We start from the raw sequence: 21,280 nt of genomic DNA on the forward strand, positions 1-21,280 counted from the left end.
CGTTGATTCTGCTTTTTCGATCGCTTATACTTCATTGTGGAGTACCTCCTGTACGGGTAATTGTTCTTTGGACGGAACGTTTCCCAGTTTACAGAAGGTGCTTTTTTTATTCAAACCCCAAATTCATTCATTACAGGAATGGCTCGTTTTACCTTTCCACATATCAATGCACATGGAACAAGTACATTCTCTTCCCATTGTTCGTATGCAATTTCATCGAAATCGACCGTTTCTTGATCGGCAAGCAATTGCATAATCGTTCTTTTATGATGTGGAGTAAACTCATCCATTGTCATCAATCCATTCTGTACCGCAAGGGCAATTGCCCGTTTCTCCGGCTTCAATGGAGTGAGGTCATTCAGAACTTGACAGAAGTACAAGTTGTTAAACTGAGGGGGATACTGAATGAGGGACTCCATCGGAATCTTTTCAGCAGGTCGATAAACAATTTCCACTCTGGTTAGTTCCCCCACTGTTTTCTTGCCTTTCCGTTCCTCCTGCTCTTTCCTCTTGTCATACACCCTACAGTAGCCTGCCTGTTGACGTTGACTCTTTCTACCAAAGTATCTTGTTCCTTCATACAGATTCATCCGCCGCCCGGTCTTTGATGAAGTAAACACGTTAGTTATCGGACTAGGAATGTCAAATGCGACATCACAGCGAACAAACCATATCGAACTAGCGTTTTGATAAAGCGTATCTAAAAGGTGCTTGAACTCAGGCAGATAGTCTGGATGCGTTTCGATACGCAAAGAGTGCTTGTGTGCTTTCGGCTCATGGTATGGCTGATAGGAGATATGTAAGTAGGCTTCATGAGACAATTCGATATGAAGATGATACTTAAATCCCCAATCTGCTTTCCCGATAGACTCGGTGATACCATAGTAGTCTCAGATGTTTCGCTTAAATGGATTAAAGAATTTCCAATGCACATCCTTGTATTCAATGACAATCTTATCAATCGACAGCTTGATGTTGGTCATGTTCTTACCCCTCCAAAAATTTTGATGAATTTCTGGCTAAATTAGAGGGGAGGTGGCTAGCCTTTCACATGTCCTTCCCAAATGCTATATGAAACTGGCACGTTACCAGATTGATTTTGACCCTTACACTGTTTAATAGTCGGGACACCATACTCATTAGTTGCGAGAGTCCATTTTGCTTCATGTTCCTTTGCATAGTAATGATCGTTTCATCCATCTGGATAGTTGCAATGAAGAGATTTTTGTCCTCTCATCCGCCCTATCGAAATAGTCAGGCTAAAAGTTGCGTTTTTCATGGATTTTTGAGAAAAACGGGAGAAAGGGAGGATAAGCAAATTACGTGGATTAATGATGGTAACTGGGGATTTTTAAGGAAATGCAATAATATCGGAAAGTAGAATTAGGGTATATTTTTAGAGCATTATGTCCGTACACTCCATTTCATAAAAACTTTGTACGGGTATTACAAGGGTTATGTTGCCTATTTGGTGATAAAGCGGTTTATTCCGCACTGGGTAGGGTCTATATTAATCGCCGCCCAATTGGGCTTAATAAGCAAAAAGAAATCCCAGATGAGTAGTCGATTACTCGTCTGGGTTTCCGTTGGTAACGCTATTCCATTAAAAGAATACATTTCCATTTAGTCATGTGGACGTTGTAGTAGTTAAAGAAATCAAGTAAATCTTGACAAAGTAATTTCAATTCGTCAATTTCTTTATCCTTTTTTTTGTATTTAATCTCTGCCTCAAAAGATTTCTCAACGAATGAAAAGTCCTGCAACGTAAAAGGTCTGATATCCTTTTCATTCTTCGGGAATGCCCACGTGTCGATTATAGTAGGGAGATTTTCCCTATCATATTCATCTAACTCGTTATCCAACTCTACGCTGATTTTAACTACTGTTCCCGTTTTTGCAACAAATTCTGGAGAACTATAGATTTTTTCAATATCATCCCATTTGCTCAAAGTAACCCCCCCTTTAATATCCTGGCGATAAACGCTTACCCAAAGGTGTCATCTTAGCAAGTCCTTTAGCAATTACGACTGCTGCACCAACAGTCGTTAATGCCTTTCTCGTACCATTATCGTTTTGGACATACATAGAATACCGCGCTTCCCCTTTGTTCGGGAATGTGATTTCCATTTTTATCTGGTCGAAAACAGTTATACCTGAGATTGTATTTAACTTCTTCCCTTCTATCAATCCTCCAATTTTTTTATATAATTCGAGTTGCGGCTTAGGGTCTTGTCCATTCAAGGGCTTAACTTCCCAAACTTGATTTCCTAAGACAATATCGGCTTCATATTTCTTTTTCAGTAAACCGAAAAACTCAGTCTCGCCCGTTTCTAAACTCTTCTCTAACTCAGGCTGTTTTCCAGTATTTTCATATAACTTTTTCGCTACATTAATTTGTGCTATCTCATGGAATGGAGTATAGAGAGACGTATGTTTTCCATTACCTAGAGCAGTATTACCACCGAATACCATCATTGATGCTTCCCAGTCGGCTACTGCACCTGAGTTATATGTTCCTGAAATTAAATTTAATGACCAAACAGGCATATGACCACTAGGATCATGGTATTTTAGAGGATTATTATGAGTATACGTATACCGATTCAAACTCAGCGGATTATCCACTTGCCCTTTATACGTATCCTCCATGATAAAGCGCTCTATGGATAAAGGATAGGTGGCAACATTTCTGCTACCACCCCGCTCACTACGCCGCCTGTTTTGTAAGCTCAGGCATTTTATATTCCGTCTTGTACTTCATCATGCTGTATATGACGTTGACCAGTTTACGCATCACGCAAATAATCGCTTGCCACTTGGTTTTCCCTTCTGCTAGTTTTCTCTCGTAGTATGCGTGGTAGACAGGATGATTTGGTTTCTTCGCCCTTGATACACCCAGTTGACGAATTGCAAGGTTATAGAAGATATCGTACAAGCTACGGTTGCCTAACTTGCTCTTTTTACTCTTCTGCTTGTTCCCTGAACTATGCTGAACAGGGGCAATCCCAGCGAAATTTGCTAACTTGTCAGCACTGGAAAAACGTGAAATATCGCCAATCTCCGCAATTAATTCCGCGGCCGTGACCGTACTAATTCCGTGCATCGTCTCTAGTTTGTAATTCAGTAATGCAAGATGCTTCGCCAACTCTGTATCAATTTGCTCTAGCTGATGTTCCCTGATAATCAAGTCCCGAACCACATTTTTTACAAGAAAATCATTGACCCCTTGATAGTCCTTCGATGTATCTCCGTCTTGTTGTACGATAGATAGAATTTCTTCTGCCTTCTTGGTAGTCATGTAGCGATTGCTCTTCTTGTATGGAAGTTAGCCAATTCGTCCACACCCACCCCGCTCAAACAACTGGGAGAAGGATATTTCATCCAGAAAGCTAATGCCGTTTTCCCATCTACTTGTGAGAAGAATTTCTTTTAACTCGGATAGTGATAGCCTAGCAACTGATGAAGCTGTAACTTGATTCCTGTTACAACACTCACAATGTTCGCTCTTCTTGTGACAAGCTGTGAAATGGCATAGTAGAGGTCATTGGGATTAGCGGTTGGAAGTGTATCCAAATCGGAAACAAGGATTCGTGCCACACACTCTGCATCCCACGCATCTGTTTTCTTGTTATTTGGACTGCTTCTCCGCATGGATACCGTGAGTGCAGGATTTACAGATTTTACTTCATACTTGTTTTCGATAAGGAATATAGCTAGTCCTCTTCCGTAGCCGCCCACATCTTCCAGACCAAAAACAGGAGTCAAGTTTTCCTTCTTAGCTATCTTTTTTACCGATTTCAAGAACTCAGGGAAAGCTGATGGTTTGTTTCTGAACTGAATTTCTCCCTTCTTCTCCTGAAAACAATTGATAATCACTGCTGTATGATGATTCTTGTGCAAGTCTACACCTATGTAAAGGTATTTGAGTTTATGATGCATAAAGTGCCCCCTCTTCTGATTTACTTTTCAATTGCCTATGCAAAGAATGTCAGCACCCTCCGAACAAGCGTTAATCATGTCGATGAACACGCACGGATACGTCAGCTCGTACATTCTCTGTTAGACAACTGAAAAGGTTCTAAATAATTGGTTGATGAATACCTTGTGATTCAATGTGACTGTATGTATACTGCCCTTTGTAGAATCCCTCACGGTCTAGGATTCGCTTTACTTGCACTTTCGTAAATGATTTTTCTTGAGCGGTTCTGTAGCCCTCCACGTCTAGCTGTAGAGCCATTTGGGTGAGTGACCAAGTGGGATTCGTTTCACGTAAGGAAAACAATCTCCGCACCGTCTCCGCTTGTCTCTCATCTATCTGAATGGATTTTTGTCCTTTCGTTGCCGTATATCCGAAAGCAACTCCTCCCCCTGCATATCCTCCTTGTTGAGCTTTCTTTTTTCTTCCCCTCCCTAGTTTAAGCGCTATCTCCAAACGTTGGTATTGATCGAGTAATTCCATCATGCCATTGATCAGAAAATCATTAGGGTCATGGGCATAAATACTATAATTGGGCTGTTCAATTGCTTTTACGTCTACACTGTGCCGTTTTAATTCTCTTTGAATGAGGACTTTCACCATGTCGGCTCTCCACAATCGGGAAGTGTTGAGAACGATAATATGGCTTACGCTGTGCCAATGAAGATTAGCGAGTAATTCCTGTAATCCCTCACGCTCAATCGTTAATCCATTCTCGTCCACCTTTGCCCCGCTGATTCCTTCATCCTTGGAGATCCCTAGCATTTCTAGGTTATTCTCCTTACAAAAGCGCTCGATCTCCTCCACTTGGTACGATAAACTGTACCCATCCTTTACCTGTCCTTTGGTGGATACTCTGACATAACCGACTACTTTTTCCATACGTTTCACACCTACCGTTACAGGAATTAAAATTGATGTAACGCATATACGATACAATAACATTTTATATCGCCATTCCGATACAATCAACAACTTTTATGTATCGATAGAAATGTGATAAGCTTAATGGAAATAGTCATTTTTCTAAGGAGTATTTGAAATGTCAGTTAAAGTACGTCTAAATGAAATCTTAACTAGTCGGGGTATGTCCCAACGTGAGTTAGCTCGTTTGACTGGACTTCGCCCCAATACTATTAGTCATCTCTGTTCCAATACGGCAAATAGTATTTATTTTGAAACATTAGAACTCATATGTAAGACTTTAAACATTTCTATTGAGCAGCTTATTGAAATTGATTAGCTGCTTATCGTAAATTTCTACAACTTCACCGTGGAACTCGATGTGCAAGGCGCTTATCTTCGGTGCTAGATTCGGCTTTAGATGTAATTTGCCCCCCACCCTTCTAATCGTCAATGCATCCTTTTTCCATAGGTTGTACCAATTTGTCCTTATTCCTCCTACTTTTCACGCTTTGGCACCTTGAATCAAATACAATATTCTGTAATTATTATCGCTATCGTAAACGTAACAGATTCAATTGGGTGGATGTCTTCATCCCTGAACTGAATCAATAATCTCTAACCTTTTTAACGCTTCCTTTTTCGGGATGGTTATTTGCTTTGCCATACTCTTACGATTAGCAAGAGTGGAAGGTGTATAAATTGCCCTTATTCCATTTTCTTGGAACAAATTTTTAAACATAGTGTAGCCTAGATAAGTCTCAATCATGGATATATCCTCCTTATTATCCAAAAGCCATGCATAATCAATGGACTCCACATTTTCTGTGTACGGTAGTCCCTCAAGTGTCATTTTGATTATGTAGGTAAAAAAGGACTCCGTGACAAGATTAATCGCTCTCTTCTCTTTGGAATACTTTTTCAAGTCATTGTCACTTGGTCTGATTTCCAATCGCAATATCCCCTTAGACTGTTCAATGACTTCCTTCGGTTCCTTTATGCGTTTACATTGCTTGTACTTGTCGTATAGCATGACTCTACTACTTTTGTTAAAAAACTCTACGGTTTCATCATGATTATAGTTTCTCGTGTCTTTATATGGCATTTTCCCTTTGCTTAACTGACGAATATACTCCCCTGTTCGATTCCCAACATGGAAATTGCAGCAAACATCTAAACGGGTAATTCTCCAATCTTCATGGGCAATATGGATACCGAATAATAGCTGTAATCGTTCCTGTACTCGTTGAAAGAAGGTAGGAATATCTGATTGTTCAATGGATTTAACATTATTTCCATAAAGTAGTTTAGGAATAGAAACTTGAATCGTTAGGGCTTTGCTCCCATCTTGATACTTGATATATGGAATAACCTCGTCTTGTATTTTATATGTGGTTATGACACCCGTTTTCTGATTGCGGTATGTAAAAGATGTTAAATTGTATTGTTGTAGCATTTCTGGTTGGATAAATACAGGACTCACTTTCATTTTCATGGAATCAAACAATAAAAATCTCTCCTTTTTACTATAAATTTTAATATATTGAACGTGATTTAGCTTGTTATAACAAAATATAGCAACTCACACGATTCATCACCTCCTTCATACATTTACAATAAATTTTTGATTTTATTCGGTGTTTCTTTCCCAGCGATTCATTACGCAGGGAAGAAGCTTAATTATATAACGTTGCAATCATTTCGGGATTCACGAAATCTTGCATTCCCCACCAAAGATACTCAAGCTTGTTGCCATTCATTACTTTGCTCACACCGAATTGTTCACATATCTCAAAATACTGCTTTTTTCCGAGTACACCATCACGTTCTAACAGTTGTTTTCCCATCCAGATCATTCCACTACGCTGAATGTTTTTAACCTTGAGATGATCAAATCCAAAATAGTCTGCTAACGTAGACAACCGACCATAGATGACATGAGGACTCACTTGTTCTACGTGAACATTTCTCGTCTTTGATGGCTTGATGACATACCCTGTTTCGATTAATTCACTTGTCGTTTTCAGGTTAGCGGCTTCGACTATACCGTTTCCTTTGAGGTACTCCTTCTGATACCATGCTCCCAAAACCAACTTGATACACTGTTCTGAAACGTGAATATCCCTTCTATCCCCATTGTGATTGATCAATGTCAGTTGATGGGTGCTTTCATCAACATGTTCCCTTTTTAGGTTTCTAGCCTCACTTACTTCTCTCCCCTCTGCTCCTTCGAAAAGCAAAGAAAGGATGACAGCATCTTGGTAATTGTTACATTGAACAATCATCTCATCCACTTCGTGCTTGGTGAAAAATAAATGGTGTGCATTCCCAACCAAGCGAGTAAACCATTCTTTTCCTACAGACTCCAAGGGATTGTTATCCTTTTTTAGTCCCTCTTCAATTGACCAGTTTAGATAAGCCGAAATAGTACGTCCAGCCGTATTGATCGAATCACCTGTAGTGGCATGAAAGCTACGTAAGACTGTTTCAATATCTTCTAGCGTAAAATTATACAGTTCCTTTTGCTTTTCCATTTCAAATTGCATCGTTAGATTGAAGACTCTGGAGTAAGCTTTTTGAGTATTTTCCTTGTATCTATGAAGAAAGGTTGACTTTGTTTCAGGGTTATACATAGTTTGCACCTTACTCTCACGGTATTACTATAAATTTCAGTATTAGGATCGCTTGAAGTGATAATACTATAAATTTACAGTTTAATGCAAGGTTTATTTTTCAACTTTTTCCTCTGCATAATTTACAAAAAGAAACCCCAGACGAGTTGATCTCGTCTGGGGTTCGATGTAAATGATTAGAAGATAGTGGTAACCTCAACATCAACCCAAATATCTCTAAGCAGCTTTGACTTTATTCTAGCATTCTTCAATAAATCCATGACGTTATTGAAAATTTGAAGAGTCTCATAGTCATAAAACTTCATGATGTTCCATCCTTTATCGGTCTGGGTTATTGAATATTTTTCGCCTTGATAAACGAACTCTATCTCATGCCCTAAACCTAAATCTTCTTCAAGTTGTTCAAAAGAGTATCTCAAATTTTCTTCCATTCTTACCTCCATCGTCCTCGGGGTGGTTTTTTGGTCCAGTCCCAATCATGCTCATGTGGTACTTTTGGATGCATTTTAGGATTTCCGTGATCAGTAAAGTCAACATCTCGCAATGCTCTTCCATCAGAACCATAATATCTTCTTGTTTTCAAATCTCCATCTTCATCCATCAAGTCCATTGAAGAATTTGGTCTGCTAGACGTTGGCAGATTCCTACCTGTTGTTACAGAATGATCGGTAAGTTTTGGATAGTTAGTTAGTGCGTCTGGATCTAGATTTATCCCTGCAAGAAAATCAGGATAACCTTTTTCTATCTGATCTGCCATATATTCTTGTAGATTCCACTGTCGTAACTGTAACTGAGTTTCTCTACTAGAATTAAGGTAAACTTGGTTATCCCCTCTCATCCAAAGTATATATTTGTCATAACTTGATAAATCATCTTTTGTGAAACGATCTCCATAAGGTCTACCATCATATTTCTCTCTACTACCAATATGCTCATAATCAGGACTCCACGATGAAGAGGAACTATTACAACTTCCTCCATGTGACCATCTGCCATCTGCCGACTCACACCAATTCCCAGTAGGATCAATATTGTTAACTGGGTTGTTGTGAACATATGTGTAGCGGTTCAATGAGAGCGGATTATCCACTTGCCCCTTATACATATCCTCCGAAATAAACCGCCCTACGCTTGGATCATAGTACCGCGCACGTAAATAATACAATCCAGTCTTTTCATCATAAACCTCTCCGCTATATTTAAACGGGTTAGTCATACCCTCTGTCTGGGAAACTACTTTTCCCCAGGTGTCATACTCATACGTATTCAGGTCGTTCCCACTATTATCGCTAACAGACACAACATCACCGTGACTGTTATACCCATAATAACCACTTTCTCCAGATGCAAAGTCCTTTCGGAATAAAAGCTCATTACCCCAGATGTTCCGTGCTTGGACATTTCCAACTGCATCAAGCTCCTCAACGACCTTCCCATTCAAGTAGACGTATTTTGTTTCAGTACCATTTTCCACCTTTGTAGCACGCAATCCGTCTCCAAAGTAGGTGTAGGCTGAAGTATCTCCTGTCTTGGCATTAGAAGTACCACGTAGTCGGTTTCGTTCATCAAATGTGTACGTAACACTCCCGTTATCAACGGACTTTTTCCCTTCAAAAGGTGCATCGGCATTGAATTGACGGTTTAGTAGGTTTTCCGCCACCTGCTGCGGCGTGGCGTTTGTGTACTTCTTTTTCTTTCTCCGGATAACAGACTTGATTCCCATTACCTTCATTAACCGTTCTACGCGCTTATGGTTAATGGTTTTTCCGGTTTGTTTTCGCATATGCAGGGTTAATTGACGGTAGCCAAAGGTGTGCTCCACTTTCTCATAGATGGTCATCATCATCTGGGTAAACTGCTCATTCTCCATCTCTCGAGCACCGGGTTTGCGATTTAGCCACTTGTAATAGCTTGAGCGTGCAATTCCTGCAATTTCACATAGGAGTTGAACGCTAATTGACGTATCTTTTTGAAGCGCTTGGATGGCAAGGTAAATTGTTTCCTGCCGTGTCTGATTTAGCGTCGCCTTCTTTCTAGCTCCTCTAACTTTTTTAAGAATGCATTTTCCGCCCGAAGTCGCTCAATTTCGCACTCCATCTTCTTCATCTTGAGTTTCTGTTGATCGGCCTCTGTTAACTCCTCCGGAGTTTTCTTTCTCCCTCGGCCATCCTTTAACGCATCCTGACCGCCATCTTCGAATTTCTTCACCCATTGGTATACTTGCTGGTAGGAGACCTGAAAATGTTCAGCTGTCTTTTGGTAGTTATGTTCATGTGCCAGACAATACTGCACAATCTCAATTCGTTCTTGCCAAGTCGTAGAGCGACCCTTTGTCATAGCTTTTGCTTCCCCTTTATAGGCTTTTAAGCTGCTATGACCATTATACGTGTTGATCCAATTAAAAAGCTGTCTCGTGCTAGCAATCTTGTATTTATCGATGATCTGGTACTGAGACAATCCCCCCTCAAGGTAATCCTTTAGCGCTCGGAGCTTAAGCTCAGCACTATAGCGTTGAAGATGCGTACGACGCTCTAACCCTTCATATCCATACATCTTGTACCGACGCTGCCATTTCATTAAAGTCGTCTTGTTAATCTCATATTTCTTCGCAGCTGCCAGGAAACCAATTTCCCCATTTGATACTTCTTCGAGAATGGCGAGTTTCTCCAAAGCATTATATTTACCTCTAGACATGAAAAAGCTCCCCTCACAATAGCAAGCTTTTTATTATTTCGCCTGTCTACCGTATGGGGAGCATATCAGTCTTAGACTGCCGCTGTTGTCTTTGAACTAACGAACCCGTTAGTATAACAACAATAATGGGTCATCAAAACTCCAATATGTCCTTGGTATTAATGTGTTTTATTTCGTTAATACTTTCTGATTTCCCCTGGTTGGTCAACATTTCTAATAATCCGTCTGGGACAAGCTTAATATTCGGATTATCCTTAAAATCGGTCACACGTTTCCAAACTGCTATAAATTTGTTTTCCCCTTCGAAACCTTCAATAGCTTCGTGTTCATAAGATTTGTTGGAGAGTAACTTTGCTTCATATATAAAATCGAATTCATGACCAGTCTCGGCATAGTAAGGGAAAATATTCTCAATGATTCCCAATAGCCTTACTTCAGTAATTTCCTGATTGATTTCTTCCTTCACTTCACGAATTACAGCAGATTTACTGTCTTCACCGTATTCGATAGTTCCGCCGACTGGACGAAAAGTGATTACATCGTCCTCTTCCGGAAATTGTTCTAACAATATTGATTCCTCTTTCCAAATGATACAAAGTGAAGCCGCCCTGTATTTCAGAATTTGAGATATGCTAACCACTCCCTTAAATTGGATATAAATGTAATGATATTCCAAATGTTTTGGTAGGTAAAGTTAAACTAAATAGAGCTTTTGTTAGCTACTGTTGCTCAACTATCCTTCCCTTTACTTCTGTAAAAAAGAAGCTGCCTTCACCGTTGCAGCTTCTTTCGCTATAGAACCCGTTAGCGTAGTCACCAACCTTGAATATAATTCCTCCAAGGTCTTGTTTCAGCTTTGTCTCGCTCTTTTAAATCGGTGAAATCTCAGTCTATTTTACGCAACCTTTACAAGGAATTGGGTAATGCTTAGTTTGATTATTTATTCCGATATGAGTTATGAACCATTTTTTATGATCATGAGGATCATAGTAGAGTCTTGAATGCTCGTCATCATGTACATATTGTCCTCAATACCCACTTTTATCACCCCTATAATCACTCAGCATCGAATTTGAACTAATAATACCATTTGTCCAGATTATATTTTTACTTTTTTCTATACTTTTTTTACTGAAGTTAGCTATTTAAGATTATTCCTTATCTTTCTATGTATTTTAAATTCTATAAATTCTTCAATCTCTTTTTGGCAAATTAAGTCTAGTTCCCTCGTCTTTCTAATTAATTCATAATCTAATGATGTTACTTGGGACGACTCAACCCCCCCCATCACCAACCAGTTTAAGTCAATCTTAAAATGCTTCTTTATTTCATACAACGTTTCCACTGATGGTTTTAATTTTCCCTTTTCTATTTCACTTAACGTACCTTGAGAGATACCCATCAAAGCAGCAAAATCAATTTGAATCATGTTGTTAATCTTGCGTATATATTTTATTCTTCCTCCAATATCATTCATCTTAGACTCCTCCTTAATTAATGGGGAATATATACAAAGAAGTCCTCATTTTATTGAGGACTTCTTTTAGGTGTATATAATTAAAGCATTTGTTTGCCGAGAGTTTATTAAAGCATATACTTGCCAAAGCGGCAAAGATTTGATTTAAGTCACACCTTTACAGGTGACATCACTGATATGTAAGGTGGAGGCGGGGGGATTCGAACCCCCGTCCGAAAACAGCGATACATGAGCATCTCCGAGCGCAGTCACTCATTTAGAGTTTCGGTGACAGATTCGCGGAGTGACGCGCTGACCTGGCACCTAGCCTGATTGATCTTCTTCCTTCGGCTCCAGGCGGAAGCCTCCGGCGTATCCCACTAAAGTTGAGCGCTAGTCATGCCACATGGGCGATGGAATGGTAGCGCCTCACTGGTTATTAAGCAGCGAGAGAAAGTTGTTTGTTGCCAGTTAAATGGCGTTTGCGTTGATGACGAGGTCCGCAACCCCCCGGCTCGCTTCTCATGCTCTACCATCCCCGTCGAATCCAGAACGCCCCCAGGATAAGAGGTGACAAAAAGTCTAGGTGAAGAGACAACCATCATGTTCCGCACCTAGACTGTGTTTAACAGTGTACTGTTTACTGCTCCTTAACTATAGCACATTGGCCAAGCAAAACTCAACGTTGATTCCTGCCAGCCATGCCATCGGGAACCAGACTTGGAAAGTCAAACTTTCTTTGCCACCGCTATAGTCGTGTACATTCCCGCCATTGTGCGGGTGGCGGTTTGTAACGAAGTGCAGCTATACCAGCCTACGCCTTCTGCCGCTCACGCAAGGCACGTTCCACTTCGCGCGCAGCGTCCTTCTTCTTGAGATCCTCGCGCTTGTCGTAGTTCTTCTTCCCTTTGACCAGCGCCAGCTCGACTTTGGCCCAGCCGCCCTTCAAATAAATGCTGAGCGGTACGAGCGAGTAGCCTCTCTCGCGGATCAGGCCGTTGAGCTTGAGAATTTCCAAGCGTCTCATCAGCAGTCTGCGGGTACGCTCCGGCTCATGGTTAAAGCGGTTGCCCTGCTCGTACGGGCTGATGTGCACGTTGTACAGCATCAGCTCGCCATTTTGCACACGGGCGAAGCTGTCCTTGAGCTGGACGCGGGCAGCTCGCACAGATTTGATCTCCGTTCCGGTCAGCTCGATACCCGCTTCAAATACTTGCTCGATGTGATAGTCGTGGCGTGCTTTTCGATTTTGGGCAACTGTTTTGGTCCCGGCTTTGTCTTTTGACATGGAGATCACCTCACTTGCGATTTTCCTGCGTTTCGTACCAGTAAGTCTAGCAAATTTTAACCAGTGTGGCAAGCCATTTACCCGGCAAATGCCGCATAAACGGCCATTACACAACTGTTTAACGGCGTTTCCGCTTCGCTGTTTGCGTCACGTTTTTCCGGTTCTTCTTCTTGGAGCGAACGAGATCCTCCCAGAACCCTTTTTGACGTTGGGTTGGCGTATCTGTTCCCTCTCCAGTTCCGATAGCGACCACATCTTCACTTGCAGTTGAGGTACTGCGTTGTCCACCGCGTCGGGAAGATGTTTTGGGTCCTTCATTCTTCCTGCGCTCTTTGTACTTTTGGCGGATGGCAGCTGGATGCGGCTTATCCTTATCCTTTTGACGTTCCGGTCGATCTGAACGGGAACGGTCCTGCTTACCGCCACGACGCTCTCCACCGCGTCCGTCGATGACCTTCGGCGTGCGTTCACGACTTCCGCGGAAGCCTGCAGCCTTGGTCATACCCACGATTTCAAAATCGATGGTCCGCTCATCTACATTGACACTTGCCACGCGGACCTGTACCAGATCGCCGATGCGGAACTGCTTGCCCGTCCGCTCCCCGACCAGAGCGTACATTTTCTCGTGGTAGTGGTAGTAATCGTCTGTCAAAAAGCTGACGTGAACCAAGCCTTCGATCGTATTCGGCAGCTCGACGAAGATCCCGAACGAGGTAACACTGGAGATAACGCCCTCGAACTCTTCTCCGACACGCTCCTTCATGAACTCCGCTTTTTTCAGATCGTCCGTTTCCCGCTCGGCATCTACAGCCAAACGCTCGCGCTGAGAAGCATGCTCCGCGATTAACGGCATGTGCTCTGTCCAATACGCCATGCGTTTTTCTGACAGCTGCTCTCCAGATTCGATCCAGTCACGAATGCGACGGTGAACGATCAGGTCGGGATAACGGCGGATCGGCGAAGTGAAGTGCGTGTAGAACTCCGTGGAAAGACCATAGTGCCCGAGGCTTTCCGCGTCATAACGCGCTTGCTTCATCGAACGCAGCATCACGGTGCTGATAATGATTTCTTCCGGCTTTCCTTTGACCTCTTCCAACAGCTGCTGCAGGGCTCTCGGATGTACCGAGTTACCTTTTCCACGAATAGAGTAGCCAAAGTTGGTGATGAACTCCATGAAAGCCATCAGCTTCTCGGCATTCGGATCTTCGTGGACCCGATACATGAAAGGCTGCTTCATCCAGTGGAAATGCTCGGCTACTGTTTCGTTGGCGGCAAGCATGAACTCTTCGATGATTTGCTCGGCAATGGAACGGGTGCGGAACCCGATATCCGTCGGTGTCCCCTCTTCGTTCACGTAAATTTTTGCTTCACGGAAGTCAAAGTCGATAGCACCGCGCTGCATCCGTTGCTGACGACGCTTGAGCGCCAGCTTCTCCATCTCCTGGAACATCGGGACGAGCTCGCTGTATTTCTCGATCAGCGCTTCATCCTTGTCCTGCAGGATGCTGCGTACGTCCGCATACGTCATCCGCTCGTTGGTGCGAATCACGCTGAGGAAAATGTCGTACTTCACGACCTTCGCCTCTTTGTCCATCTCCATGTCGCAGGAGATTGTCAGTCGATCGACCTTTGGATTCAAGCTGCAAATTCCGTTGGACAAACGGTGCGGAATCATCGGAATCACTCGGTCGACCAGGTAGACGCTGGTTCCGCGGCGATAGGCTTCATTATCTAAAGCCGATTTTTCCTGTACGTAATAGCTCACATCCGCGATATGAACTCCCAGGCGCACGTTGCCATTTGGCAGCGTCTCGAGGGACACGGCATCGTCGAGGTCTTTGGCGTCTGCACCGTCGATCGTGACCATCATACGGTCGCGCAGGTCGCGGCGTCCTTTAATCTCTTCTTCGGAGATTTCACTAGGCGCAGCCTCTGCTTCGGACAATACATCCTCGGGAAATGCCTCTGGCAGGTTAAACTTGCGGATGATCGAGAGAATATCGACGCCTGGGTCGTTTTTGTGACCCAAAATCTCTACGACTTCTCCCTCCGGATTCACTCTGCCTTCCGGATAACGCACGATGTTGACCACGACTTTGTGGCCATCTACGGCTCCGTTGTACGCATTTTTCGGAATGAACACGTCCTTGCCGATTCGCTTCTCATCCGGGATGACAAATGCGTAATGCTGCTCATCCTTAAACGTCCCCACGACTTGCTTGATGCCCCGCTCTACGACGCGAATGATGCGTCCTTCCAGCCGGTTGCCCCCTGGCTCCTTCTCGACTCGAACGAATACGGTGTCGCCGTGCAAAGCGCCATTCATATCATTCGCATGGACGTAGACGTCTTCCATCTCCGGTGTCTCCGGAATGACAAAGCCAAAGCCTTTCGGGTGACTCTGCAAACGCCCACGCACCAAATTCATTTTCTCTGGAACGCCGTAGCGATTCGCCCTCGTCCTGATGACCTCGCCGCTCGCTTCCAGTCCATTGAGCGTTTTCACCAGTTCTTTAAACGTTGCGGAATCCTGAATCCCAAAAGCTTCTTCCAATTCCTTTACGGTCATCGGGTGGTATGCCTGCTCCCGCATGAACGCAAGAATATCTTGATCCTTCATTCACAAACCTCCTTTTTCGCTTGGTTGATCACCGAGCTTCCTTTTCACTCATTACTATGTAGTATTCACCGGTTACACGCATCGCAATCGGAATAGAGAAAAAGGCAGCAAGTCGCACTTGCTGCCTTTTGGCCATTCGTCTATTACGCCCCTGTTTTCAAGAAATAACCGAGCAAAATCGCAAAAATCATGAAAGCTACCGCAAATACAACGGTCAGCTTGCCCAAAAGTGCGTCAATCCCACGAGCTTTTTGTTTGCCCATGAGTTGCTCAGCACCGCCACCAATCGCTCCCGAAAGGCCGGCACTTTTACCAGATTGTAACAATACGACGATAATTAAGCCAATACTTGCAATCACAAGTAAGATTTTCGCAGCCAATGCCATCTTCATTCACCTCAAAACGTATTTCCAAGGCGGTAAAAAACCAATACGTCTACTTTATCACAATTCATAGCTAGCATCAAGCTGGCTGTGCCTACAGATTTAGTGAACTTCTACCAGAATTGTCACGTTGTATGCAGGGCAATAATATATAGAAGGAACGAATAGTGAAGTAGAGATTATTTGGAAATTGTGTACTTTCTTTGTCGGTTTTTTAGTCGCCTTGCAACTGTCAAGATTTTGCCGTAAAATTGCAGTTGAACCTTTATTACTTGCCTTGGGAGGTCTTTGTCAGATGGCTGGGTCCAACAAAAAAGACATGAATCAAAACGACGTAATTGATTCCGCGAAGGCCTTTTTTACTTCGTTTGGTATCTTGTTTCTAGTTTTTCTCATTGCACTTGTAGGATCGATTATTTTCCCACCAAAACATGGGGAAGAAGCTGCAGGCCCAGGTGGAGCACCTACTGCTAACATTGACGCTGCTGCTATTTTTAAACAAAACTGCGCTTCCTGTCACGGTCAAAACCTGGAAGGGATCGTTGGACCAAACTTGACTAAGGTTGGTGCAACTCACAGCGCTGAAGACATCCAGAAAATCATTAAAGAAGGAAAAGGCGGCATGCCTCCAGGATTGCTGAAAAAGAATCCAGAGATTCAAGCTGTTGCCCAATGGCTGTCTGAACACAAATAAGTACATAGATGGCCCGATTAAAGAACACCGGAGACTCGTCCTCTTCGGTGTTTTCGCCATTATATAAGGAAGTGAGCAGCCGAACATGAAGCCCCAACTAGAAATCGAAAATCTAGGAAAGCAGCACGCTACTCTCGCAGATGCATGGCTGTTTCGCCATTTCTCCGCAAGCGTCACCGAACCTGAAATCGTCGGCATCCTCGGCAAATCGGGGCAAGGCAAAAGCACGCTGCTCCGTATTTTGGGACGCTTGGATAAAGCTAGCCAAGGCAGCATCCGTCTCCAAAATAAAGATCTTAGTCTATGGGAGCCTGAGGCGTGGCGGATGACAATGAGCTATGTCGCCCAGCAGCCCGTGATGCTGCCTGGAACGGTCGGAGATAATCTACGTATCACGAGCGTGCTCCATCAGCGCCCTTTTGACGAAAAGCTGGCGAAAGACTACATGGAGCAGCTGGCTTTGGAACATCTGGACTGGGACAAATCAGCAGCTAAGCTCTCAGGTGGTGAAAAGCAGCGTCTCGCTCTCATCCGCAGCCTTCTCTTGCGGCCTCAGGTGCTCTTATTAGATGAAGTCACATCCTCACTCGATATGATCAGCAAACAAGCTGCAGAACGCCTCCTGATCGATCTGCATACACGTGCAGGCACGACTCTGCTCTGGATCACGCATGATCTCGAAGAAGCAAGGACAGCGTGCAACCGGATCTGGTTTATGGCAAACGGACAGCTCGAGGAGGATTCCCCAAGCCAATCCTTTTTTCGCTCCCCGCATTCAGCTGCCGCACGTGATTTTCTGAATCACCCGACTTCATCGGCAATGGCAGCCACGGAGGTACAAGCATGACCTATTCTTCCTTTTCCTTGTGGTTCGCGTTTGCCTTTGTCCTCATCGCTCTTTTGCTGTCTGTCTGGCAGAAGCTCGGTCTGGAAAAGGAAATCGCTATCGGAACAATTCGCTCAACGGTGCAGCTCCTTGTGATCGGCTACGTTCTTCAATTTGTTTTCCACTCCAACAGCACCTGGTTTATTGTGATCCTGATTGTCATGATGGTGACTGTAGCTGCGAAGAATGCCGCCAGCCGCGGTGCCCAGCTCCCCGGAATCTTCTGGCGAATCGCCTTTTCCCTGCTCATCACCGAAATCATTACGATGGGGCTACTAGTCACATTCAAGCTGATTACTCCTACCCCGCAATACTTGATTCCCATGAGCGGAATGATCATCGGCAGCTCCATGGTTGTCTGCGGACTTTACTTGAATCATATGAATCGGGAAACCGAGAGTGCCCGCGGAGAAATCGAAGCCCTGCTAAGCCTTGGCGCTACTCCTCGTCAAGCGATCCAGGGCGTTTTGAAGCGCGCAGTCAAGGCGAGTATGATTCCTACCTTTGATACCATGAAAACGATCGGTCTCGTTCAGCTGCCTGGCATGATGACCGGCATGATCGTGGCCGGTGCCAGTCCGATCGAGGCTGTCCGCTATCAAATTCTGATCATGCTCACTTTCTCCTCTTCTGCGGCTATTTCTGCCGTTCTCATCAGTCTCGTCAGCTACCGTCTCTGGTTTACCCGTGAAGCATTTTTACGTTCCTAATAACTCTTTCTCCACCAACTGCCGGGCATCTCGGCAGTTTTTTTTCGTGAACTGTAATGAAAACATGCCCGATACGTCAAATTACAAGGAGAAAGAGCAAAGGTGGTTCCGCTATGGACAAAAACGACTTGATTGAGCAATGGTTTCTGCGCTATGGCGATGATATTTACAAGTTTCTCGTTTACTACACGGGCAGTAGAGACGTAGATGACTTAGTACAGGATGTTTTCCTCAAGGCTCTCGGCTCCGTTGACTCGTTTCAAGGGAGATCGCAGCCCAAGACATGGCTCCTGACGATCGCTCGACATACGGCCATCGATCACGCCAGAAAAAAGCGTCTGCGCAGTTGGCTGCCCGACATGTGGCTCTCTCATCTGGCTTCCGATGAAAAGACCCCCGAGGAACAGCTGGATCTACAGGAAGAACAACAAGCGCTTTACCGAGCGATCCAGCAAGTAAAGCCCGCTTATCGAGAGGTACTCATCCTCCGGGGCATCAAAGGTCTGTCTGCCAAAGAAACAGCGGAAATCCTGCAATGGTCGGAAAACAAGGTCAATGTCACTTTGCACCGCGCCATGAAAGCAGTCAGAGACAAGCTGGAGCTGGCAGGAAAGGAGCTGATCGGAAATGTCATCTAAAACAGACGAGCAACTGATGGAAGAATTGCGCAAACTACCTGATATCCAGATGTCACATGACACTAAACAAAAGATCGTTTCGACGATTCGATCCAAGGAGGCACTCAACATGGAACAAACCGTACACCCTCGACGCTTCGGCTATTTCGGAAAAGGATTGGCGATTTGCTCCGTACTCGCAGCTACTGTCTGGATGGGGACCACACTCATCCAAACCAACCAGCCAGCAACATTGCCTGGCATCTCTAATGGCGCAAGCCCTACTCCTTCTGCTCCGAATCCAGTACCGAACTCTCAAAACGGTGTCGTAACCCCTACTCCGACTGCGCCAGCAACCCCTCAAGGCGAGGAATTGCTCAATACCATCCGAAAGAGGGCGGAAAAGGGAGCCGTCATCAACTCGACCTACACTGTAGAGACAACTGTTTTTGACGATGTAGAAAAGGCATGGGGGGCTCCAGACCGCTCTGTCTATGCAAATGGGCTCACATACGCTACCTACGAAAAACACGGTGTGGAGATCGGCTACAACAAAGGCATGCAAATCGTGGAAATCCGTTCGTTCGACCCGCGAATCAAGCAGCTGACCCTCGCCGATATCGAGAAAAAATGGGGAAAACCAAATCGTGTCGGAGAATTCGCCGGACAGCAGATCTACACCTACGATGTGACAGACAAGTACCAGGTCAAATTCGCGTTTGAGCCGTCAGCAGCAAACAACAACCAGATGGTGCTCGTTCGCTACAGCGTCTACTATCCGCAAGGCAATCACAATCTGATGGCGGATATGAATCCGACAGAGCTGCTGCAAAACCTGCGCGATCTCGCTAAAGACGGAAAAACGCTCGGAAGCGAGTTCCGCGTAGAAAAGGATGTTTTCGATACGGTTGAAAAAGAGTGGGGCAAACCGGATATCGTCTCGACTGTCAATGGAATCACCTACAATACGTATCGTGGCCGCGGTTTAGTCTTTGGCTTCAATAAAGGAATGCAGATCGTCGATATCCGCTCCTATAACTATCAGCTGCAGTACATCCCTCTGGCAGACGTCGTGAAAACATTGGGCAAACCGCAAAGCAACGCCAATGTCGGCGGGCAAACCATCTACACCTACAAGGTCAACGACAACTACGAGCTGAAGATCGTCTTCTCCGGCATCTACGACGGAAGCAATGCCAACAAGCTGTACATCGATCATGTCAATGTCTTTTATCCACGAGGAACGATCAACAACATGGCTGGATAACTTCCCCTAGTAGCAACGAAGCACACACGAGCTCCCCAAGAGCTTATGTGTGCTTTTTTTGGAAGACAAAAAGACGACCGGAGCCCATACGCTCCAATCGTCTTTCTGTTAGCGAAAACCTTATTTACCGATGATGTAGCCTTCCAGCTCATCCAGTACTTTGTTCGCTGCGATTACACCGCCGGAAGTGTTCCAGATGGTGTCATCCACTTTGAATGCTTTACCCGCTTTTACTACGTTCAGGTTTTTCCAGAGAGAATCATTTGTCCACTCTTGCTCCAGCTTGGAAGCTTCGCCTTTACCTGTTTCGTAAGTGAAGTAGAACATGATGTCGCCGTCCATCTCAGGAATGCGCTCTTTTGTTACTTCTGCTGCGAACTCTTCCTTGTTTTGGGAGGCTGGACGAGCAAGTCCGAGATCTTTGAAGATAGCGCCAGTGAAGGTGTCGTTGTAGTAAATGCGAACTTTACCTGGCATGAAACGTACTACGGAAACTTGTGTTTTCAGCTTGTCGCCTGCTTTAGCTTTGAACTCTTCTACACGCTTGTTCCAGTCAGCGATGACTTTCTCGCCTTCTGCTTTTTTGTTTACTGCTTCAGCGAACAGGGAGAAGTTTGCTTTCCAGTCACCGCGTGGCTCATCTACGAAAACAGTTGGTGCGATTGCACTCAATTGCTGATAAATTTTCTCTTGGCGGAATTTCATACCCAGAATCAGGTCTGGCTTCAGAGCCGCGATGGCTTCCAGGTTTGGTTGAGACTCAGAACCAACTACTTTTACACCTTCCAATTGCGGTTTTACAAAATCGTAGAACTGCGTTGGATCAGTAAAGGAACCTACAGCACCGACAGGTTTTACACCCAGGGCCAGAAGTGTTTCCACCCCTTGCGTAGTCAGCATAACAACGCGTTGTGGCGTACCTTTAATAGTCGTTTCGCCCATGACGTGTTTGACTGTGTAAGATTGATCCGCGCTACCAGTGTTGCCATTGCCGCCTGCCGCTTGTTCGGCTGGCTTTTGTTCGGCTGGCTTTTGTTCAGCCGCTTGTTGACCTCCGCCGCAGCCAGTTACGATCAACAGCATCGCCATCAGGACAGCAAAAAATGCCTTGCCGCCTGCGGTCCGATATGTACGAGAAAACATGATGAAAGGA

At 44.4% G+C, this 21,280-nt stretch carries 20 protein-coding genes, 1 other RNA gene and 2 pseudogenes; 6 read left to right on the forward strand and 17 right to left on the reverse strand.

Translation table 11 applies throughout. The annotated features are described in order from the left end of the window. Positions 1 to 110: 110 nt before the first annotated feature. The 5 genes and pseudogenes from EDM55_RS27090 to EDM55_RS27110 all read right to left on the reverse strand — a co-directional run bounded on the left by EDM55_RS27090 (position 111) and on the right by EDM55_RS27110 (position 4,858). Positions 111 to 752 (reverse strand): replication initiation factor domain-containing protein, encoded by a 642-nt coding sequence (locus tag EDM55_RS27090; protein ID WP_259676109.1) that lies wholly within the window; start codon positions 750 to 752, stop codon positions 111 to 113. A gap of 843 nt (positions 753 to 1,595) precedes the next feature. After that, positions 1,596 to 1,949: a hypothetical protein gene (locus EDM55_RS27095; protein ID WP_122961834.1), complete on the reverse strand. Its 354-nt coding sequence runs from the start codon at positions 1,947 to 1,949 to the stop codon at positions 1,596 to 1,598. Positions 1,950 to 2,544: 595 nt separating this feature from the next. Beyond that, a pseudogene (locus EDM55_RS31545) lies at positions 2,545 to 2,676 on the reverse strand (RHS repeat-associated core domain-containing protein); the annotation flags it as partial. Positions 2,677 to 2,707: 31 nt separating this feature from the next. Then, positions 2,708 to 3,939 (reverse strand): annotated as a pseudogene (locus EDM55_RS27105) (IS110 family RNA-guided transposase). A gap of 139 nt (positions 3,940 to 4,078) precedes the next feature. Further along, the gene (locus tag EDM55_RS27110; RefSeq protein WP_122961835.1) at positions 4,079 to 4,858 is read right to left on the reverse strand and encodes a recombinase family protein; all 780 of its coding nucleotides are present in this window, start codon (positions 4,856 to 4,858) and stop codon (positions 4,079 to 4,081) included. A gap of 160 nt (positions 4,859 to 5,018) precedes the next feature. On the opposite strand from EDM55_RS27110, the gene EDM55_RS27115 reads away from it, so the two are divergent. Then, positions 5,019 to 5,219 (forward strand): helix-turn-helix domain-containing protein, encoded by a 201-nt coding sequence (locus EDM55_RS27115; RefSeq protein ID WP_122961836.1) that lies wholly within the window; start codon positions 5,019 to 5,021, stop codon positions 5,217 to 5,219. A 252-nt stretch (positions 5,220 to 5,471) separates the two neighbouring features. Here EDM55_RS27115 and EDM55_RS27120 read toward each other — a convergent pair whose 3' ends face one another. From EDM55_RS27120 to secG, 11 genes are all read right to left on the reverse strand, one after another. Beyond that, entirely contained in the window at positions 5,472 to 6,386 is a 915-nt protein-coding gene (locus tag EDM55_RS27120) for a phage/plasmid replication domain-containing protein (RefSeq protein ID WP_122961837.1), read from the reverse strand. Between the two features lie 169 nt (positions 6,387 to 6,555). Next, positions 6,556 to 7,512 (reverse strand): phage lytic cycle repressor MrpR family protein, encoded by a 957-nt coding sequence (locus EDM55_RS27125; RefSeq protein ID WP_122961838.1) that lies wholly within the window; start codon positions 7,510 to 7,512, stop codon positions 6,556 to 6,558. Between the two features lie 176 nt (positions 7,513 to 7,688). Then, entirely contained in the window at positions 7,689 to 7,943 is a 255-nt protein-coding gene (locus EDM55_RS27130; protein WP_122961839.1) for a hypothetical protein, read from the reverse strand. 2 nt (positions 7,944 to 7,945) lie between these two features. Further along, entirely contained in the window at positions 7,946 to 9,382 is a 1,437-nt protein-coding gene (locus EDM55_RS31340) for an RHS repeat-associated core domain-containing protein (protein ID WP_141295725.1), read from the reverse strand. 146 nt (positions 9,383 to 9,528) lie between these two features. Continuing rightward, the gene (locus EDM55_RS27140; protein ID WP_122961840.1) at positions 9,529 to 10,206 is read right to left on the reverse strand and encodes a helix-turn-helix domain-containing protein; all 678 of its coding nucleotides are present in this window, start codon (positions 10,204 to 10,206) and stop codon (positions 9,529 to 9,531) included. Between the two features lie 133 nt (positions 10,207 to 10,339). Further along, entirely contained in the window at positions 10,340 to 10,846 is a 507-nt protein-coding gene (locus tag EDM55_RS27145; protein WP_170184456.1) for an NUDIX hydrolase, read from the reverse strand. 501 nt (positions 10,847 to 11,347) lie between these two features. Further along, the gene (locus tag EDM55_RS27150) at positions 11,348 to 11,683 is read right to left on the reverse strand and encodes a helix-turn-helix domain-containing protein (RefSeq protein WP_122961842.1); all 336 of its coding nucleotides are present in this window, start codon (positions 11,681 to 11,683) and stop codon (positions 11,348 to 11,350) included. Positions 11,684 to 11,865: 182 nt separating this feature from the next. Further along, positions 11,866 to 12,222, reverse strand: a transfer-messenger RNA (tmRNA) gene (ssrA, locus tag EDM55_RS27155). Between the two features lie 254 nt (positions 12,223 to 12,476). Continuing rightward, on the reverse strand, positions 12,477 to 12,950 hold the full coding sequence (gene smpB, locus EDM55_RS27160) for an SsrA-binding protein SmpB (protein WP_055745511.1): 474 nt from the start codon (positions 12,948 to 12,950) through the stop codon (positions 12,477 to 12,479). Positions 12,951 to 13,068: 118 nt separating this feature from the next. Next, on the reverse strand, positions 13,069 to 15,570 hold the full coding sequence (gene rnr / locus EDM55_RS27165; protein WP_122961843.1) for a ribonuclease R: 2,502 nt from the start codon (positions 15,568 to 15,570) through the stop codon (positions 13,069 to 13,071). 143 nt (positions 15,571 to 15,713) lie between these two features. Further along, a complete protein-coding gene (secG, locus tag EDM55_RS27170; RefSeq protein WP_003843341.1) occupies positions 15,714 to 15,956 on the reverse strand; it encodes a preprotein translocase subunit SecG in 243 nt (80 codons plus the stop codon). Positions 15,957 to 16,248: 292 nt separating this feature from the next. Between secG and EDM55_RS27175 the strand changes: the two genes are divergently transcribed. From EDM55_RS27175 to EDM55_RS27195, 5 genes are all read left to right on the forward strand, one after another. Beyond that, complete coding sequence (locus tag EDM55_RS27175) at positions 16,249 to 16,647, forward strand: YqzM family protein (protein ID WP_092275265.1); 399 nt, start codon at positions 16,249 to 16,251, stop codon at positions 16,645 to 16,647. An 85-nt stretch (positions 16,648 to 16,732) separates the two neighbouring features. After that, positions 16,733 to 17,494 carry an ABC transporter ATP-binding protein gene (locus EDM55_RS27180; protein ID WP_092275267.1) on the forward strand — a complete coding sequence of 254 codons (762 nt, stop codon included), beginning with the start codon at positions 16,733 to 16,735 and terminating at the stop codon, positions 17,492 to 17,494. Further along, a complete protein-coding gene (locus EDM55_RS27185; RefSeq protein ID WP_092275270.1) occupies positions 17,491 to 18,243 on the forward strand; it encodes an ABC transporter permease in 753 nt (250 codons plus the stop codon). The genes EDM55_RS27180 and EDM55_RS27185 overlap by 4 nt, the downstream gene beginning before the upstream one ends. A gap of 113 nt (positions 18,244 to 18,356) precedes the next feature. Further along, complete coding sequence (locus tag EDM55_RS27190; RefSeq protein WP_092275273.1) at positions 18,357 to 18,881, forward strand: RNA polymerase sigma factor; 525 nt, start codon at positions 18,357 to 18,359, stop codon at positions 18,879 to 18,881. After that, complete coding sequence (locus tag EDM55_RS27195) at positions 18,871 to 20,127, forward strand: YjgB family protein (protein ID WP_122961844.1); 1,257 nt, start codon at positions 18,871 to 18,873, stop codon at positions 20,125 to 20,127. The genes EDM55_RS27190 and EDM55_RS27195 overlap by 11 nt, the downstream gene beginning before the upstream one ends. A gap of 120 nt (positions 20,128 to 20,247) precedes the next feature. Here EDM55_RS27195 and EDM55_RS27200 read toward each other — a convergent pair whose 3' ends face one another. Continuing rightward, positions 20,248 to 21,270, reverse strand: coding sequence for an ABC transporter substrate-binding protein (locus tag EDM55_RS27200; RefSeq protein WP_092275279.1), 1,023 nt, complete (start codon positions 21,268 to 21,270; stop codon positions 20,248 to 20,250). Positions 21,271 to 21,280: the final 10 nt, after the last annotated feature.

It is taken from the genome of Brevibacillus centrosporus (assembly GCF_003710815.1).
In the GTDB taxonomy this organism is placed as follows: domain Bacteria; phylum Bacillota; class Bacilli; order Brevibacillales; family Brevibacillaceae; genus Brevibacillus; species Brevibacillus centrosporus.

Bases quoted from the DNA above. Each gene is read 5' to 3' on its own strand.
- EDM55_RS27110 (WP_122961835.1), bottom strand. From the start codon at position 4,858: ATGGAAAAAGTAGTCGGTTATGTCAGAGTATCCACCAAAGGACAGGTA.
- EDM55_RS27115 (WP_122961836.1), top strand. From the start codon at position 5,019: ATGTCAGTTAAAGTACGTCTAAATGAAATCTTAACTAGTCGGGGTATG.
- EDM55_RS27125 (WP_122961838.1), bottom strand. From the start codon at position 7,512: ATGTATAACCCTGAAACAAAGTCAACCTTTCTTCATAGATACAAGGAA.
- EDM55_RS27130 (WP_122961839.1), bottom strand. From the start codon at position 7,943: ATGGAAGAAAATTTGAGATACTCTTTTGAACAACTTGAAGAAGATTTA.
- EDM55_RS31340 (WP_141295725.1), bottom strand. From the start codon at position 9,382: ATGGAGAATGAGCAGTTTACCCAGATGATGATGACCATCTATGAGAAA.
- EDM55_RS27140 (WP_122961840.1), bottom strand. From the start codon at position 10,206: ATGTCTAGAGGTAAATATAATGCTTTGGAGAAACTCGCCATTCTCGAA.
- EDM55_RS27150 (WP_122961842.1), bottom strand. From the start codon at position 11,683: ATGAATGATATTGGAGGAAGAATAAAATATATACGCAAGATTAACAAC.
- smpB (WP_055745511.1), bottom strand. From the start codon at position 12,950: ATGTCAAAAGACAAAGCCGGGACCAAAACAGTTGCCCAAAATCGAAAA.
- rnr (WP_122961843.1), bottom strand. From the start codon at position 15,570: ATGAAGGATCAAGATATTCTTGCGTTCATGCGGGAGCAGGCATACCAC.
- secG (WP_003843341.1), bottom strand. From the start codon at position 15,956: ATGGCATTGGCTGCGAAAATCTTACTTGTGATTGCAAGTATTGGCTTA.
- EDM55_RS27175 (WP_092275265.1), top strand. From the start codon at position 16,249: ATGGCTGGGTCCAACAAAAAAGACATGAATCAAAACGACGTAATTGAT.
- EDM55_RS27180 (WP_092275267.1), top strand. From the start codon at position 16,733: ATGAAGCCCCAACTAGAAATCGAAAATCTAGGAAAGCAGCACGCTACT.
- EDM55_RS27185 (WP_092275270.1), top strand. From the start codon at position 17,491: ATGACCTATTCTTCCTTTTCCTTGTGGTTCGCGTTTGCCTTTGTCCTC.
- EDM55_RS27190 (WP_092275273.1), top strand. From the start codon at position 18,357: ATGGACAAAAACGACTTGATTGAGCAATGGTTTCTGCGCTATGGCGAT.
- EDM55_RS27195 (WP_122961844.1), top strand. From the start codon at position 18,871: ATGTCATCTAAAACAGACGAGCAACTGATGGAAGAATTGCGCAAACTA.
- EDM55_RS27200 (WP_092275279.1), bottom strand. From the start codon at position 21,270: ATGTTTTCTCGTACATATCGGACCGCAGGCGGCAAGGCATTTTTTGCT.